This is a genomic window from Streptomyces amritsarensis (genome assembly GCF_001953875.1).
In the GTDB taxonomy this organism is placed as follows: domain Bacteria; phylum Actinomycetota; class Actinomycetes; order Streptomycetales; family Streptomycetaceae; genus Streptomyces; species Streptomyces amritsarensis.
Map to the genome: position 1 here is coordinate 21575 of NZ_MQUR01000043.1, position 14481 is coordinate 36055.

Below are 14481 nucleotides of genomic sequence, written 5' to 3' on the forward strand. Positions count from 1 at the left end.
CGGGCCCGAGGGGGCGGATCGGGAGCGAGCGCGCACGACCCGGACACGGGCCCGCCCCCCTCCGCCCGATCCCGTCCGGCCGCTCCTGGCCGACCCCGTCCGACCGGCCCTGGCCGCCGGTCCCGTCCGCCGGTCCTGTCCGCCCGATCTCCTCTGACCGATCTCCGAGAGCGGTCCCGCCCGACCAGCCCCCTTCGGCCGGCCCTGGCCCAAGGGGGGCCGACGGTCTGCGCTGCCCGCCCGGCGGGCCGGGGCTTCCGGGCAGTCGCCCTCGCGGAGCCCCCGGGCGGGAGTGTCCGTGCGGGGCCGCGCGCGGCGGATCATGTGCCCGTCTTCGGGCCCCTGGAACACGCCGAAGGCGTCACGGGGACCGCCGAGAACACCCCCGCACCGGACCTCGTCAGGCCGTGAGCCGGGCCGTCTCGGCCGCGGCCGCCGTCAGGACGCTGTCGAGCAGGCCCGGGAACAGCGCCTCCAGGTCGTCGCGGCGCAGGGCGTTGAGCTTGGTGGTGCCGCGGTAGGCCTGGCGTACGACGCCGCTCTCCCGCAGGACGCGGAAGTGGTGCGTGGTCGTGGACTTGGTGACCGGCAGGTCGAAGTGCGAGCAGGCCAGGTCGTCCGCCGAGCCGGCCAGGTCCAGGACGATGGAGAGCCGCACCGGGTCGGAGAGGGCGTGCAGCACGCCCTCCAGGCGGATCTCGGCCGCCTCCGGGTGGGCCAGGGTGCGGGAGGTGTCCCGATCCGTCATGTCCCTGCTCCACTCACTCGGCTTGGTTCGGGCCCCCATGGTACGAGAGTCGTCGAAGCAGACGCGGGGGGTCGCTGCCATCGACCCGGCGTGACGGCTGTCTCGGCGGAGGACAGGGGTGCGGCCGCGGTGGGGCGGGGCGGCCGCACCGCCGTCACCAGGAGCGGTGGTACTGCTCGGGGGTGCGGATCGACGCGCCCAGCTCGTCGGCCGCGCGGCGGGCCCAGAACGGGTCGCGCAGCAGCTCGCGGCCCAGCAGCACCGCGTCGGCCTCGCCGTTGGCCAGGATCTTCTCGGCCTGCTCCGGCTCGGTGATCAGGCCGACCGCGGCCACGGGAAGGGTCGTCTCGGCCTTCACCCGGGCGGCGAACGGCACCTGGTAGCCGGGGCCGACCGGGATCGTCACGCCGGGGGCGAGGCCTCCGGTGGAGACGTCGAGGAGGTCCACGCCGTGCTCCTGGAGGAGGCGGGCCAGGCGTACGGTCTCGTCGGCGGTCCAGCCCTCCTCCTCCAGCCAGTCGGTGGCGGAGATCCGGAAGAGGAGCGGGAGCTCCTCGGGCCACACCGCCCGCACGGCGTCGACGACCTCGAGGGCGAAGCGGGTCCGGTTCTCGAAGGATCCGCCGTAGGCGTCGGTACGCCTGTTGCTGTGCGGGGAGAGGAACTCCCCGATGAGGTAGCCGTGGGCGCCGTGGATCTCGACGACCTCGTAGCCCGCCGCGAGCGCCCGCCCGGCCGCGGCCGCGAACTGGCCGGTGATCTCGGCGATCTCATCGGCCGTCAGCTCGTCCGGCACCGGGTGGCCCTCGGCGAACGGCACGGCGCTGGGGGCGACCGGCTGCCAGCCGTGCGCGTCGGGGCCCACCGGTGCGCCGCCCTTCCAGGTGCGGTCGGTGGACGCCTTGCGGCCGGCGTGCGCGATCTGGATGCCGGGTACGGTCCCCCGGGCCTTGAGGAAGCCGGTGATCCGGTGCAGGGCCTCGACCTGGGTGTCGTTCCAGATGCCGAGGTCGTAGGGGGAGATCCGGCCCTCCGGGGAGACCGCGGTGGCCTCCTGGATGATCAGGCCGGTGCCGCCGGTCGCGCGGGCGGCGTAGTGGGCGAAGTGCCAGTCGGTGGCCACGCCCGCGTTCGGGCCGAAGGCCTCGGCGCTGTACTGGCACATCGCGGCCATCCAGACGCGGTTCGGGACGGTGACCGATCGCAGGGTGTACGGCTCGAACAGGGCGGCGAAGGCGGCGGGTACGGCGGGGGCAGCACTCATCGGGGCTCTCCAGAGGTCACCGGGCGCGCCGGGATCGGCGGCTAAGTACGAGGAACACCATACTACGAACCTCCTCGTACTACGAGACCTCTCGTACAAGTGCGTCGAGTTCCGCGCGCAGCGCCCCGGCCAGCGCCGCCAGGTCCGGGACGGCGGCCCCGTCGGCGACCAGGCCGTAGTGGACCGTCCCCTTGTAGGTGGAGACCGCGACGGCGAGGGACTGGCCGCGGGCCAGCGGGGCCAGCGGATAGACCTCGTGGACCCGGCTGCCGCCGAGGGAGAAGGTGATGCCGGGCAGCGGGACGCTGGTGACGAGGATGTCGTAGAGCAGCCGGGCCGCCTGGGCTACGAGGGGGCCGCCGAGCCGGTGGCCGAGCGGGTGGACGTGGTCGGCGAGCAGGGCGACGGCCCCCGCGCCGCGGGCGGGGCCGGCGTCCTTGTTGCGGTCCATGCCGGCCCGTACGCGGTCCAGCCGGCGCAGCGGGTCGGGCTCGGCGAGCGGCAGCCGCAGCAGGTAGCCGGAGAGCCGGTTCCCGGCGCCTTCACCGCCTCGGGGGCCGCGGCGGCGGGAGACCGGGATGAGGGCCCGCGGCCCGGCCCCCAGGGGTTCGGGGTCGCCGCGCTCGGCCAGCCAGCGCCGCAGCGCACCCGCCACCAGGGTGATCAGCACGTCGTTGACGGTGCCGCCGGCCCCCTTGCGGATCAGGTTGACCTCGTCGAGGTCGAGTGCGAGACCGGCCACGGTGCGGCCGCCCGCACCGGCGGGGCCGGCCGTGAGCGCGGCCGGGACACCGAGCGGCAGCCCGCCGCGGGCCACGGCGGCGCCGATCTCCAGGGCCTGGCCGACACCCTGGACCCGGGCGGCCAGGGCTGTCGGGATCCGGCTCAGGACGGAGCCGGCCCGCTGCCCCGGGAGCGGGCGCGCGGGAGCCCGCGGGCCCGGGACCTCGTCGAAGAGCGCAGCCGCGAGGGCGAGGGCGCCCAGGCCGTCGGCGAGCGCGTGGTGGAATTTGAAGAGCACGGCGAAGGAGTCCGGGTCCGGTCCGGCCAGCACGTGCGCCTCCCAGGGCGGCAGCTCCCGGTCCAGCGGGCGGGCCATCAGCGGCCCCGCGGCCTCGTGCACGCAGGTGCGGTCCGTGCGGACGAGGAAGACGTGCCGCGCGGGGTCGAAGGCGGGGTCCGGCGACCAGGCGGCGGCGCCGAGGGGCAGCAGCACGTCCCGGATCCGGCGGCGCAGGCCCGGCACGGCCGCGCAGCGCGCGGCGAGGAGGGCGGCGGCGCGGTCGGCGGCGTGCCCCGCGTCGCCGGAGCCCGGGGGTCCGGCGGCGCGGAAGACGGCGAGGGCGCCGAGGTGCATGGGGTGGTCGGCGGACTCCATCCGCCAGAAGGCGAGGTCGAGCGGAGACAGGTGCTCGGTGGCCACATACGTCCTCTCACGCGCGGCAAGCAGTGGCTTGAAGTCAACCCATTGCGAACACCCCCATGCAAGGCGCAATCATTTCCGAGCGGTAAATGATCGGTATAGATCATCCGATGTGAGGTGCGCGGCGTCCGCCGGGCTGCTGTCGGGGGTCGGGTGCAGACTGGCCGGAAAGACGCTCCCCGAGGGACGAAGCGCGGGGGGACGACGAGGTCCGGAGGTGCCGGCCATGGCCGACGTACTGCTGCTCGTGGGAACCCGCAAGGGACTGTTCATCGGCCGCCGCCGGGGGGACGGGCCGTGGGAGTTCGGCGAGCCCCACTTCAACGCCCAGGCCGTCTACGCCGTGGCCGTGGACCGGCGGGGGCCGGCTCCCCGGCTGCTGGTCGGCGGGGACAGCACCCACTGGGGCCCGTCCGTCTTCACGTCCGACGACCTGGGGGCCACCTGGCGGGAGCCGGCCAGGGCGGCCGTGAAGTTCCCCCAGGACACCGGCGCCTCGCTGGAGCGGGTCTGGCAGCTGCAGCCGGCCGGGCCCGAGGCCCCGGACGTGGTCTACGCCGGGACGGAGCCGGCCGCGCTGTTCCGCTCGACGGACCGGGGCGAGTCCTTCGAGCTGGTCCGCCCGCTGTGGGAGCACCCGACCCGCGGGAAGTGGGTCCCGGGCGGGGGCGGCGAGGGCCTGCACACGGTGCTCACCGACCCCCGCGACCCGGACACGGTGACGGTGGCCGTCTCCACCGCCGGGGTGTTCCGGACCGAGGACGGCGGCGCGAGCTGGAAGCCGTCCAACGACGGCGTCTCGGCGGTGTTCCTGCCCGATCCGAACCCCGAGTTCGGCCAGTGCGTCCACAAGATCGCCCGGGACGCCGGGGACACGGACCGGCTGTACCTGCAGAACCACTGGGGCGTCTACCGCAGCGATGACGCCGGGGGCCGCTGGACGGACATCGGCGGCGGGCTGCCCTCCGACTTCGGCTTCGCGGTGGCAGCCCATCCGCACCGGCCGGACACCGCCTACGTCTTCCCGCTGAACGCCGACTCCGACCGCGTCCCCGCCGGGCGCCGGTGCCGGGTCTTCCGCACCGAGGACGCGGGCGCCACCTGGGAGCCCCTGACGCGCGGACTGCCCGACTCCGACCACTACGGCACGGTGCTCCGGGACGCGCTGTGCACGGACGACGCCGACCCGGCGGGAATCTACTTCGGCAACCGCAACGGCGAGCTGTACGCCAGCCACGACGACGGCGACAGCTGGCAGTTGCTGGCCGAGCACCTGCCGGACGTCCTGTGCGTGCGGGCGGCGACGATCGGCCAGTAGAGTGATCCACCGTGGCAGCACGACCGTTGAACGAGATCGTCGAGCCGGGCTGGGCCCGCGCTCTGGAGCCGGTGGCGACGCAGATCGCCGCGATGGGCGACTTCCTGCGAGCCGAGATCGCGGCGGGGAGGACCTACGTCCCCGCCGGGGCCAATGTGCTGCGCGCGTTCCAGCAGCCCTTCGACGAGGTGAAGGTCCTCATCGTGGGCCAGGACCCGTACCCCACTCCGGGGCACGCGGTGGGCCTGTCCTTCTCGGTGGCCCCCGACGTACGGCCGGTGCCGCCGAGCCTGGACAACATCTTCCTGGAGATGCACCGGGACATAGGGACGGGCCGGCCCGCGAACGGCGACCTCACGCCGTGGACCCGGCAGGGCGTGCTGCTGCTCAACCGCTCCCTCACGACGGCGCCCCGCCGGTCGAACGCGCACCAGGGCAAGGGCTGGGAGGCCGTCACCGACCAGGCCATCCGCGCGCTGGCCGCCCGCGGCAAGCCGCTGGTGTCGATCCTGTGGGGCCGCGCCGCGCGCAATCTGCGGCCGCTGCTCGGCGACCTGCCCGTGGTGGAGTCCTCGCACCCCTCTCCCAAGTCGGCGGATTACGGATTCTTCGGCTCCCGGCCGTTCAGCAGGACGAACGAGCTTCTGGTGGGCCAGGGTTCACAGCCTGTGGACTGGCGCTTGCCGTCCGTCAGTTGAGCGTATCTGCAATTCACCGGATAAATACGGACAGATGCGGCACGAGAAGGCCCTGCCCGAACACCTTGTTCCGATAAGCCAGTAGCATGCGGCGCCATGAGCTCCCCCACCGGCCCCGCAAATGGCCTGCCCGTACGAATGCCGCGACCCCGCCCGACCGGACGGCACCGCCGGCCCGAGCCCGCGGCTGCGCCCGAGGGCGCGCCCGCGCTGGTACTCGCCGTGCCCGGTGCGCCGTCGGCCGCCTCGCGGGGGCTCGCGGAAGAGATCATCAGCATCGGCCGCTCCGAGCTGCCGGGCCTCGACGCCCGTATCGGTTTCCTCGAGGGTGACGACGCCTCCGAGTTCCCGTCCCTGTCCGGCGTGCTGAGCGCCGTCGCGGCCGACCGGACCGCGCGCACGGAGTTCGCCCGCGCCGCCGGCCACGAGGTGCCCGAGCAGTCCGGCCCGGACGCCGTGGTGGTCCCGCTGCTGGCCGGCCCGGACAGCGACCTGCTGCGCCGGATGCGCCAGGCGCTGATGGACTCCTCCGCCGCCGCCGAGCTGGCCGACGTCCTCGGCCCGCACCCGCTGCTCGCCGAGGGCCTGCACGTGCGCCTCTCCGAGGCCGGCCTGGCCCGCGCCGACCGCGCCCGCCTCTTCACCGTGACCACCGCCGCCGACGGCATCGTCCTGGCGACCACCGGTGGCGAGGAGGCCGTGCAGGCCGCCGGGATCACGGGCATGCTGCTCGCCGCCCGCCTCGCCGTGCCCGTCCAGGCCGCGGCGCTGGACCAGGAGGGCTCGGTGGCCGCGGTCGCCGAGCAGCTGCGCCGCGAGGGTTCCACCCAGCTCGCGCTCGCCCCGTACCTGATCGGCCCGGAGGCCGCCGACGGGCTGCTGGACACCGCCTGCAAGGAAGCCGACTGCGCCACCGCCGAGGTGCTCGGCGCCTACCCGGCACTCGGCAAGCTGGCCGTCGCGCAGTACACCGCGGCTCTGGGGATCCCGCAGGCCTCGCCCGCGCACTGACCCGCCCGACCTCACGCGAAGGCCCCCGCCGACCGGCGCTCCCGGCACGGCGGGGGCCTTCGCGCGGTCACGGCCGGCCGAGGACCACGCAGGTGGCGGCGGGCACGGCCAGCGAGCCGGCCCTGTGCGGCTGTCCGGTCAGCGGGTCCACGTCGAACCAGGTGACGTCGCCCGAGTGCTCGTTGGCCGCGTACAGGCGGCTCCCGGCGGCGTCCGCGGCGAGGTCCCGCGGCCACGCTCCCCCGCAGTCCACGGTGCCGGTGAGCCGCGGCCGGTCCGGCCCGTCGGCGAGCGACAGGGTGACCAGCACGTCGACCCCGCGGACGGCCGCCCAGACGAACCGCCCGTCGGGTGAGGCCACGACCGCCGAGGGGTACGCCCGTGCGGCCCCTGAAGCGCCCGTGGAGGCCACCGGAACCTCGCCGACCGGTTCCAGGTGCCCCGAGGCGCTGTTCCAGCGGCAGACGGTCACCTGCGGCTCCAGCTCGTGCAGGACGTAGACCGCGCCGCCCTCCGGGTGGAAGACCAGGTGACGGGGCCCGGTCCCGGCGCGCAGCGCCGTCTCCGCGTGCACCCGCAGCTCTCCCGTGACCGGGTCCGGGGCACAGACCCGCACCGAGTCGGTGCCGAGGTCCACACTGAGCACCCAGCGGCCGGTCGGATCGGGCAGCACCTGGTGGGCGTGCGGACCCTCCTGCCGGGCGGTGTCGGGTCCGGAGCCGCGGTGCGAGAGGACGCGCGCGGGGCCGCGCGGGCGGCCGTCGGCGGCCAGCGCGAGGCTGCTGACGCTTCCCGAGGTGTAGTTGGCGGTGAGCAGGCGGCGCCCGGCGACGCTGACGTGGGTGGGTCCGGAGCCGCCGACGCGCACCGGGGCGCCGAGCGGGGCGAGGCCCCCGGCGGTGGGCCGGAATGCCGCCACCTCGCCCCGCTCGGTCTCGCTCACCGCGTAGAGGACTCCGGTGTCCCGCGCGAGGGCGAGGTACGACGGATCCTCGGCGGTGGCGACCGAGAGCGGGGTCAGCGCCCCGGTCGTCGGATCCACGGCCGCGACGGTCACACCGCGGCCGCCCCCCGAGGTGAAGGAGCCGATGTAGGCCCGGTGTTCGCCGCTTCGGTCCGTGCTGTCCGCGCCGACCACAGGAAACCCCTCTCACCGCTTTCGGATCCGTCCGGAGCCGACGGTAACAGAAGGTCTAGACCAAATCCCGTCCCCGGGCCCGTTCCTGCGCGCCGGGGTGGTGGACGTAGGCCGTGCTGCTGGGGCGGTCCTCGTAGGTGCGGTGGAAGACCGGGGTCGCGGCGCCGGACATCGGCGGCACGATCCAGGACCAGTCCGCGCCGACCTCGCGGCCCTTGCGCTCCTCGCGTTCCATGTGGGACAGGAAGCGCCGGGACTCGCTGTGGTGGTCGGCGATGGTGACTCCGGCGCGGTCGAAGGAGTGCAGGACCGCCCGGTTGAGCTCGACGAGCGCGCGGTCCTTCCACAGGGAGCGGTCGCTGGAGGTGTCCAGGCCCAGGCGGCGGGCGACGGCGGGCAGGAGGTTGTAGCGGTCGGTGTCGGCGAGGTTGCGGGCGCCGATCTCGGTGCCCATGTACCAGCCGTTGAAGGGCGCGGCCGGATAGTGGATGCCGCCGATCTCCAGGCACATGTTGGAGATGGCGGGGACGGCGTGCCAGCGCAGGCCCCAGTCCGCCCAGCCGTCGCCGTCGGGGTGGTCGATCGGTACTTCCAGTACGGCGTCCGCGGGGGTGTCGAACCAGCGGGGCTTGTCATCGACGCCCTGGACCACCAGCGGGAGGAGGTCGAAGGGGGTGCCGGCACCGCCGGACCAGCCGAGTCGGAGCAGGGCCTCGGTCAGCGGCGCGTTGCGGGCGTCACCGACGGTTATGGAGGGGTGGTCGCCGTAGCCGGCGTACCGGACGAGCTGCTCGCTCCAGATGACCGGCCCCGGGCGGCCCGGGGCATCCGGGGCGAACACCGTGATGGTGGGCCTGACGCGGCCGCCGTTCGTCGCCTCGCGGAGGTGGTCGAAGCACTCGGCGGCGATCGTGTCCGCGTCGGTGAGCCCGCGGCGGTCGCGGACCCGCAGCGAGTTCCAGTAGAGCCTGCCTATGCAGCGGTTGCTGTTGCGCCAGGCGACGCGCGCGCCGTGGACCAGCTCCTCGGCCGTGTGCACATAGGTACCGGTGTCCGCGAGTTCCGCCCTGACGGCGGCGAGCCGGGCGCGCGGATCACCCGCGCCGGCGTTCTCCCTGTGGAAGAGTCGGATGAACTCCTCGGCCGCCTGCCACACCTGAGCGGTGGTGGAGCGCTGTTGAAGAATTTCCATTCCGGCGGGTTACCCCCTGTCCGACCAGATCCACCCTGTACGTGCCGGATGAATGTGCAGTAAACAATTACCCGTTGTACCTGCCGCAGGTCAGCGGGGTGTGGCATGAGCTCCCGGAACACTCCTCCGGGTGATCCTCATCGATCGGGCTGCGGACAGCAGGCGCACAGGCGTAGAATCCCGCGCATCAAGCCAGTTGACTGTTCGTCAGGAGTCGCCCGCACCACCGGCGCGCGGGTGGCGCGGCGGCCGGACGGGCCGGGTCAGCGGCAGGGCCGGCTCATGAACAGCGCCTGCTCGCCCGCGGAGGGCGTGCCCCCGTAGAGGGCGGTGTCGAGACCGCAGAAGGCGAACCCCATGCGCCGGTAGGCGTGCACGGCGGGGGCGTTGGCCGAGCTGACCTCCAGCCAGAGGTGTTCCGCGCCGCGTTCGCGGGCGAACTCCGCGGCGCGCCGCATGAGGGCGCTGCCGATCCCGCGGCCCCGGTGGGCGGGCGCGACCTCGATGTCCTCGATCGTCAGCCGCCGGTTCCACGCGGCGTAGCCGACGGCGGCGAACCCGCAGAGCTCCCCGTCGTCGAGGGCCACGAAGGTGCGCGTGTCGGCGTCCACGTCGGGGCCCCGGGCGCCGGCGAACTCCTGCTCGTCGTGCTCTTCGGGCGGGAACGCCTTGTGCACGGGCGGGTCGACGGGGACCTCGCGGAGCCGGAAGCCGGAGCCGTCACCGGAGGGGGTCACCTCGAAGACGGTGGAGGTGGTGAAGGAGCTGTCCAGGGCCTCGATGGCGCCCGCGTCCTCGGGGCGGGCGAGGCGGTAGACGATCCCGTCGGCGGAGCCGTGCGCTGCGGTGGTCATGGGATCCACCGTACGCAAAAAATCCCCCGGACGAATTCGCTGCCGAGGGAGGAGAAGGCGTATATTGAATAGTTCGCGACTTCACTTCGAGTGATGCCGACATAGAAGCTTACGAGGACACTGTATCGCGGCGGGAGTGCAATTGTCAACCGAGGAATTCCGGAAAGAGCAGCAATTCGTCACCGATCTCTATCGGCGCCTCGACGACCTGCGCGACCAGGCCGAACAGGCGGTCGAAGGGGCATTGCGCGACGTCGGAACCGGCTTTCAGGCGCGCTTGGAGCGCGATGTCATGGTGGCCGAGCAGTCCGGTCTGCTGTCGGCCCTGAATGCCGGTGAGAACGGCCTGTGTTTCGGGCGTCTGGAGTTCTCCGACGGCCGCGACCACCACATCGGCCGCATCGGCATCCGCGCCGACGACACGGAGCGCACGCCCCTGGTCCTGGACTGGCGGGCCGAGGTCGCCCGCCCCTTCTACCTCGCCACCGGGCACACCCCGATGGGGCTTCGCCGCCGCCGGCACATCAGCAGCCGGGGCCGGGTGGTCACCGCCCTGCACGACGAGATCCTCGACCTGACCGACGCGGAGCGCACCGGCCACGAGGGCGCCGACGCGGACGCCGTGCTGCTGGCCGCGCTCGACGCCGCACGGACCGGCCGCATGCACGACATCGTGCGGACCATCCAGGCCGAGCAGGACCGGGTCATCCGCTCCACGCACCGCGGGGTGCTGGTCGTCGAGGGCGGACCCGGCACCGGCAAGACCGCGGTCGCCCTGCACCGCGCCGCCTACCTGCTGTACGCCCACCGCGAGCTGCTCGCCAAACGCGGGGTGCTCATTGTCGGACCGGGTCCGGCGTTCCTGGGCTACATCGGCGGGGTGCTCCCGGCGCTCGGCGAGACGGGTGTGCTGCTGTCCACCCCGGGCGAGCTGTTCCCCGGGGTCCACGCCACCGGGACCGACCGCCCCGGGGCCGCCGCCGTCAAGGGCCGCGCCGCGATGGCGCAGGTCCTCGCCCGGGTCGTGGCCGACCGCCAGTGCCTGCCCGAACACGTGCCGGCGGCCACCGGCGAGGAGTACGACACCGTCCCCGAACCCGCGCTGGAGATCGACCACGACGACTACGGGACCCTGCTGCTGGACCGCACGATGGCCCACGAGGCGCGCGACCGCGCCCGGGCCACCGGGCTGCCGCACAACCAGGCACGGCCGACGTTCGCCTTCCGGATCATCGACGCGCTCACCGCACAGCTCGCCGACCGGCTGGGCGCCGATCCGTACGGCGGGCCGAACCTGCTCGGTCCGGACGACGTCGCCCAGCTCGGCAAGGAGATCGCGACGAGCCGCGCCGTGCACGCGGCGATCGACTCGCTGTGGCCCTCGCTCACCCCGCAGCAGCTGATCGCCGACTTCCTGGCGGAGCCCACGCACCTGCCCGCGGACGAGGCCCTGCTCGTCCGGCGGGCGCCGTCGGCGCGCCCCGACTGGACCCCGGCCGACGTACCGCTCCTGGACGAGGCGGCCGAGCTGCTCGGGGAGGACGACAGCGCGCTGCGGGCCGCCGAGGAGCGGCAGCGGCAGCGGCGCATCGCGTACGCGCAGGGCGTGCTGGACGTCTCCGCGGGTTCGCAGTCGTACGAGTTCGAGGACGAGGAGAACGAGTACCTCGCCGCGCACGACATCATCGACGCCGAGCGGATGGCGGAGCGCCACGAGGAGGCCGACCACCGCAGCACCGCCGAGCGCGCCGCGGCCGACCGCACCTGGGCCTTCGGGCACGTCATCGTGGACGAGGCACAGGAGCTGTCGGAGATGGCGTGGCGGCTGCTGATGCGGCGCTGTCCGACCCGCTCGATGACGCTGGTCGGCGATCCGGCGCAGACCGGGGACGAGGCGGGCTGCGGCTCCTGGGAGCGGATCCTGTCGCCGTACGTCGGCGGGCGCTGGGAGCTGGTCCGGCTCGGGGTCAACTACCGCACGCCGGCCGAGATCATGGAAGTGGCGGCGGCCGTGCTGCGCGAGCGCGATCCCGCTTTCGAACCGCCGCGGTCGGTACGGGCCACCGGGGTGCGGCCGTGGGCGCGGGCGGCGGACGACCTCGCCGGGGCGGTCGCGGAGGCGGTGCGGCGGGAGCGGCCCGCCGAGGGGCGGCTCGCGGTGATCGCGCCGCGGGACCTGCACGGGGCGCTGGCCGGCGTACTGCCGGGGGTGCGACAGGGCGCGGAACCCGATCTGACCCGGGAGGTCGTCCTGCTGGATCCGCGCCAGGCCAAGGGGCTGGAGTTCGACACGGTGATCGTGGTGGAGCCGGCCGATTTTGAGCCGAGCGACCTGTACGTGGCGCTGACGCGGGCCACCCAGGCCCTGGGCGTGGTCCACTCCCCCGGCCGGACGCCCGCGGGGCGGGCGCCGGCCTGGGGCGGGCTGCTCAGGCGCTGACGGCGAACGGCGCCTTCGGGTCGCTGCCCAGCGGGGTCGCCAGTTCGTTGAGGGCCCGCTCCAGGCCCTGGAGGTGGGCGAGCGCGGGCCCGGTGGCGGCCGCGGGCGGCGCGCCGGCGTCCGCCGCGGCGGAGTCTTGGAGTTCCCGTTCGCCGGCGGTCAGCGCCTGCACGGCCGCCTCGACGCGCCAGCAGGCCGCGGCGAGGCGGGCGTCGTGGCCGGCGTCCGGGTCGGCGGCGACGGCCACCAGGCCGCGCACCTCGCGGGCGCAGTCGTCCAGCAGGGCGATGACCTGGCCGGCGCGGGCCTTGCGGGCGCGGAACGGGCTGAGCGGGTGGACCAGGGGGGCGAGCGCCATCCGGACCCGGGCCAGCAGGGTCTCCAGCTCCGCGGCGTGCGGGGCGGGGTCCGCCGTCGGGGAGCCCGCGAGGCGGGCGGTGGCCTGGGCGGTGGCGGCGTGCACGCAGTGCAGGGCGCGCTGGATCCAGGCGTCGTTCGTGGCGTGGGTGGTGACCGGCAGGACGAGGACGACGGCCAGCGCGGCGCACGCCGCTCCGACGGCCGTCTCCTCCAGGCGCAGCACGAGCAGGCCGGGGTCCAGCACGCCGAGGAGGCCGTAGAGCAGCCCCGCCATCAGGGTGACCGCGAGGATCATCCAGCTGTAGGAGACGGCGGCCGTGTAGAAGATCCCGAAGACGCAGGCCGCGACCAGGAGGGCGGTGGGTACGGGCGCGCCGTCCAGCGGGATGGCGATCAGTACGCCGGCGGCCACGCCGACGACGGTGCCCAGCACCCGGCGGAAGCCGCGGACGAGCGTTTCGCCGCGGGAGGCGGTGTTGACGAAGATCCACCAGGCGGTGCCGACGGCCCAGTACCAGCGGTCCTCGGAGAGCACCTGGCCCACGGCGAGGGCGACGGCGCAGGCGGCGGTCGCCTGGAAGGCCTGGCGGGTCGTGTGCCGGGCCAGGCCGCGGCCGGGCAGCGGCGCGGGGGCGGCGGGCGGCGGGGTGCGCCGCTCGATGGGCCACAGCAGGAAGCGCACGGCCGCGGCGGCGGCGAGGGCCAGGCCCACGGCGGCGTAGAGCTCGGGGAGCTGCCCGGGGAGGGCGTGCAGGAACTGCGTGACGAAGAAGTTCATGAACGCGAAGATCCCGAGTGCGTGCCCGCGCGGGCCCCAGCGCCGGGCGTAGACCCCGCAGAAGACGACGAGGACGAAGGCGGCGTCCCGCAGCGGGGTCACGCCGTGCAGGGCGGTGGCGAGGGCCAGTACCGGGAATCCGGCGGCGGGCAGCAGGGCGGTGGTGACGGCCTGGCGGCGCACGCTCGCGTCGGTGACGGTGAAGAGCGCGAGCAGGGCCGCGAGTCCTCCGGTGATGGAGGCGGTCAGGGACAGACCGCAGACTTCTGCGAGGGCGACGGCGGCGCCGACGCCGATCACGGCGCGGGCCGCGGTCCTGAGCCTCATCCGCCCCGGATCCGGAGCTACGAACATCCTCTTCACAGCGGTGTGCCGCCCCCCTGCAGTGGTGCGCGCCGGCCCGGCGCGGCCCGGGGGTGGTGGGCTGCGGACGGGCACGGCGAAGGCGCCGCGCTCCGAAGCGGCCTCGTTGCCGTCCGGCGCTGCGCGGCGCCGTAAGTACATGGATACGACACAGATAAGCACCTGGGGGCCCACTGGCTCAACTCGGGACCCTTGGGCAGGGCCATTGGCATGGTTACCGGGGAGTTCCCCGGGCCATGGATCTACCAACGGAGCAGTCGCGGACGGGGCCTCGTTCCGGCCGCGCACGGCTCTCGTCCGTGCGACCACGCGCTGTTATCGTGCAGCGACCCGGAAGAGGTACGGAAGGGGGCCGGCGTTGACGCGTACATCGGAATCCGGGGAGGCCGAGGCGTTCAGCCGGGCCGCCGTGGCGGTCTTCCGGCTGAACGGGCGGTTCACCGCGGCCGTCGACCGGCTGGCGCTGTCGTTCGGGCTCAGCGCGGCACGCTGGCAGGTCCTGAGCACGGTGACGGACGAGTCCCTGTCGGTCTCCGAGGTGGCCCGGCGCGTGGGGACCACCCGGCAGAGCGTGCAGCGCATAGCGGATCTGCTCGTGTCCCAGGGGCTCGCGGTGTACCTGGACAATCCGGCGCACCGGCGGGCGAAACTGCTCGCCGCGACCGAGCGGGGCGCGGCGGCGAAGCGGGAGATCGACTCCTGTCTGGCCGAGCTGGCCCGGCACCTGTGCGAGAGCCTGGGCGGCGAAGCGGAGGTGCACCGAACGGCCGAGATCATTCGGGGGCTGTCGGGTGCGCTGGCCTCGGTCGGCACCGGCGACTCTCCGTGAGGGAGGGGCTCGACCCCTACCGCTACAGGGGCCGGTTGGCCTGAAACGGCCGCTGTTTTTCCCAA

At 74.3% G+C, this 14481-nt stretch carries 12 protein-coding genes; 5 read left to right on the forward strand and 7 right to left on the reverse strand.

Annotated features, from left to right (window positions below; genetic code table 11):
• Positions 1–400: 400 nt before the first annotated feature.
• From AVW11_RS19020 to AVW11_RS19030, 3 genes are all read right to left on the reverse strand, one after another.
• Positions 401–748, reverse strand: coding sequence for an ArsR/SmtB family transcription factor (locus tag AVW11_RS19020; protein WP_030845471.1), 348 nt, complete (start codon positions 746–748; stop codon positions 401–403).
• 154 nt (positions 749–902) lie between these two features.
• Complete coding sequence (locus AVW11_RS19025) at positions 903–2012, reverse strand: NADH:flavin oxidoreductase/NADH oxidase (RefSeq protein ID WP_076044867.1); 1110 nt, start codon at positions 2010–2012, stop codon at positions 903–905.
• 79 nt (positions 2013–2091) lie between these two features.
• A complete protein-coding gene (locus AVW11_RS19030) occupies positions 2092–3435 on the reverse strand; it encodes a wax ester/triacylglycerol synthase family O-acyltransferase (protein WP_076044869.1) in 1344 nt (447 codons plus the stop codon).
• A 226-nt stretch (positions 3436–3661) separates the two neighbouring features.
• Here AVW11_RS19030 and AVW11_RS19035 point away from each other — a divergent pair, with 226 nt between their 5' ends.
• From AVW11_RS19035 to AVW11_RS19045, 3 genes are all read left to right on the forward strand, one after another.
• Positions 3662–4753, forward strand: a complete 1092-nt coding sequence (locus AVW11_RS19035) for a WD40/YVTN/BNR-like repeat-containing protein (protein WP_060179024.1) — start codon at positions 3662–3664, stop codon at positions 4751–4753.
• A gap of 11 nt (positions 4754–4764) precedes the next feature.
• Positions 4765–5451: a uracil-DNA glycosylase gene (locus AVW11_RS19040; RefSeq protein WP_030657563.1), complete on the forward strand. Its 687-nt coding sequence runs from the start codon at positions 4765–4767 to the stop codon at positions 5449–5451.
• A gap of 96 nt (positions 5452–5547) precedes the next feature.
• Positions 5548–6462, forward strand: a complete 915-nt coding sequence (locus AVW11_RS19045; RefSeq protein ID WP_076044871.1) for a sirohydrochlorin chelatase — start codon at positions 5548–5550, stop codon at positions 6460–6462.
• 67 nt (positions 6463–6529) lie between these two features.
• On the opposite strand, the gene AVW11_RS19050 is transcribed toward AVW11_RS19045, so the two are convergent.
• From AVW11_RS19050 to AVW11_RS19060, 3 genes are all read right to left on the reverse strand, one after another.
• Complete coding sequence (locus AVW11_RS19050) at positions 6530–7600, reverse strand: lactonase family protein (protein WP_076044873.1); 1071 nt, start codon at positions 7598–7600, stop codon at positions 6530–6532.
• Between the two features lie 55 nt (positions 7601–7655).
• Entirely contained in the window at positions 7656–8792 is a 1137-nt protein-coding gene (locus AVW11_RS19055) for a nitric oxide synthase oxygenase (RefSeq protein ID WP_060179026.1), read from the reverse strand.
• A gap of 263 nt (positions 8793–9055) precedes the next feature.
• A complete protein-coding gene (locus tag AVW11_RS19060) occupies positions 9056–9646 on the reverse strand; it encodes a GNAT family N-acetyltransferase (RefSeq protein ID WP_076044875.1) in 591 nt (196 codons plus the stop codon).
• Positions 9647–9788: 142 nt separating this feature from the next.
• Here AVW11_RS19060 and AVW11_RS19065 point away from each other — a divergent pair, with 142 nt between their 5' ends.
• Complete coding sequence (locus tag AVW11_RS19065) at positions 9789–12086, forward strand: HelD family protein (RefSeq protein WP_076044877.1); 2298 nt, start codon at positions 9789–9791, stop codon at positions 12084–12086.
• Here AVW11_RS19065 and AVW11_RS19070 read toward each other — a convergent pair.
• Entirely contained in the window at positions 12076–13578 is a 1503-nt protein-coding gene (locus AVW11_RS19070; RefSeq protein WP_076044879.1) for an FUSC family protein, read from the reverse strand. The two genes, AVW11_RS19065 and AVW11_RS19070, sit on opposite strands and share 11 nt — an antisense overlap.
• A 367-nt stretch (positions 13579–13945) precedes the next feature.
• Here AVW11_RS19070 and AVW11_RS19075 point away from each other — a divergent pair, with 367 nt between their 5' ends.
• Entirely contained in the window at positions 13946–14416 is a 471-nt protein-coding gene (locus AVW11_RS19075; RefSeq protein ID WP_076044881.1) for a MarR family winged helix-turn-helix transcriptional regulator, read from the forward strand.
• The last annotated feature ends 65 nt before the right edge of the window (positions 14417–14481 follow it).

Excerpts from the sequence above, each read along its gene's own strand:
- AVW11_RS19070 (WP_076044879.1), bottom strand. The coding sequence starts at position 13,578 with ATGTTCGTAGCTCCGGATCCGGGGCGGATGAGGCTCAGGACCGCGGCC.
- AVW11_RS19055 (WP_060179026.1), bottom strand. The coding sequence starts at position 8,792 with ATGGAAATTCTTCAACAGCGCTCCACCACCGCTCAGGTGTGGCAGGCG.
- AVW11_RS19045 (WP_076044871.1), top strand. The coding sequence starts at position 5,548 with ATGAGCTCCCCCACCGGCCCCGCAAATGGCCTGCCCGTACGAATGCCG.
- AVW11_RS19020 (WP_030845471.1), bottom strand. The coding sequence starts at position 748 with ATGACGGATCGGGACACCTCCCGCACCCTGGCCCACCCGGAGGCGGCC.
- AVW11_RS19025 (WP_076044867.1), bottom strand. The coding sequence starts at position 2,012 with ATGAGTGCTGCCCCCGCCGTACCCGCCGCCTTCGCCGCCCTGTTCGAG.
- AVW11_RS19060 (WP_076044875.1), bottom strand. The coding sequence starts at position 9,646 with ATGACCACCGCAGCGCACGGCTCCGCCGACGGGATCGTCTACCGCCTC.
- AVW11_RS19035 (WP_060179024.1), top strand. The coding sequence starts at position 3,662 with ATGGCCGACGTACTGCTGCTCGTGGGAACCCGCAAGGGACTGTTCATC.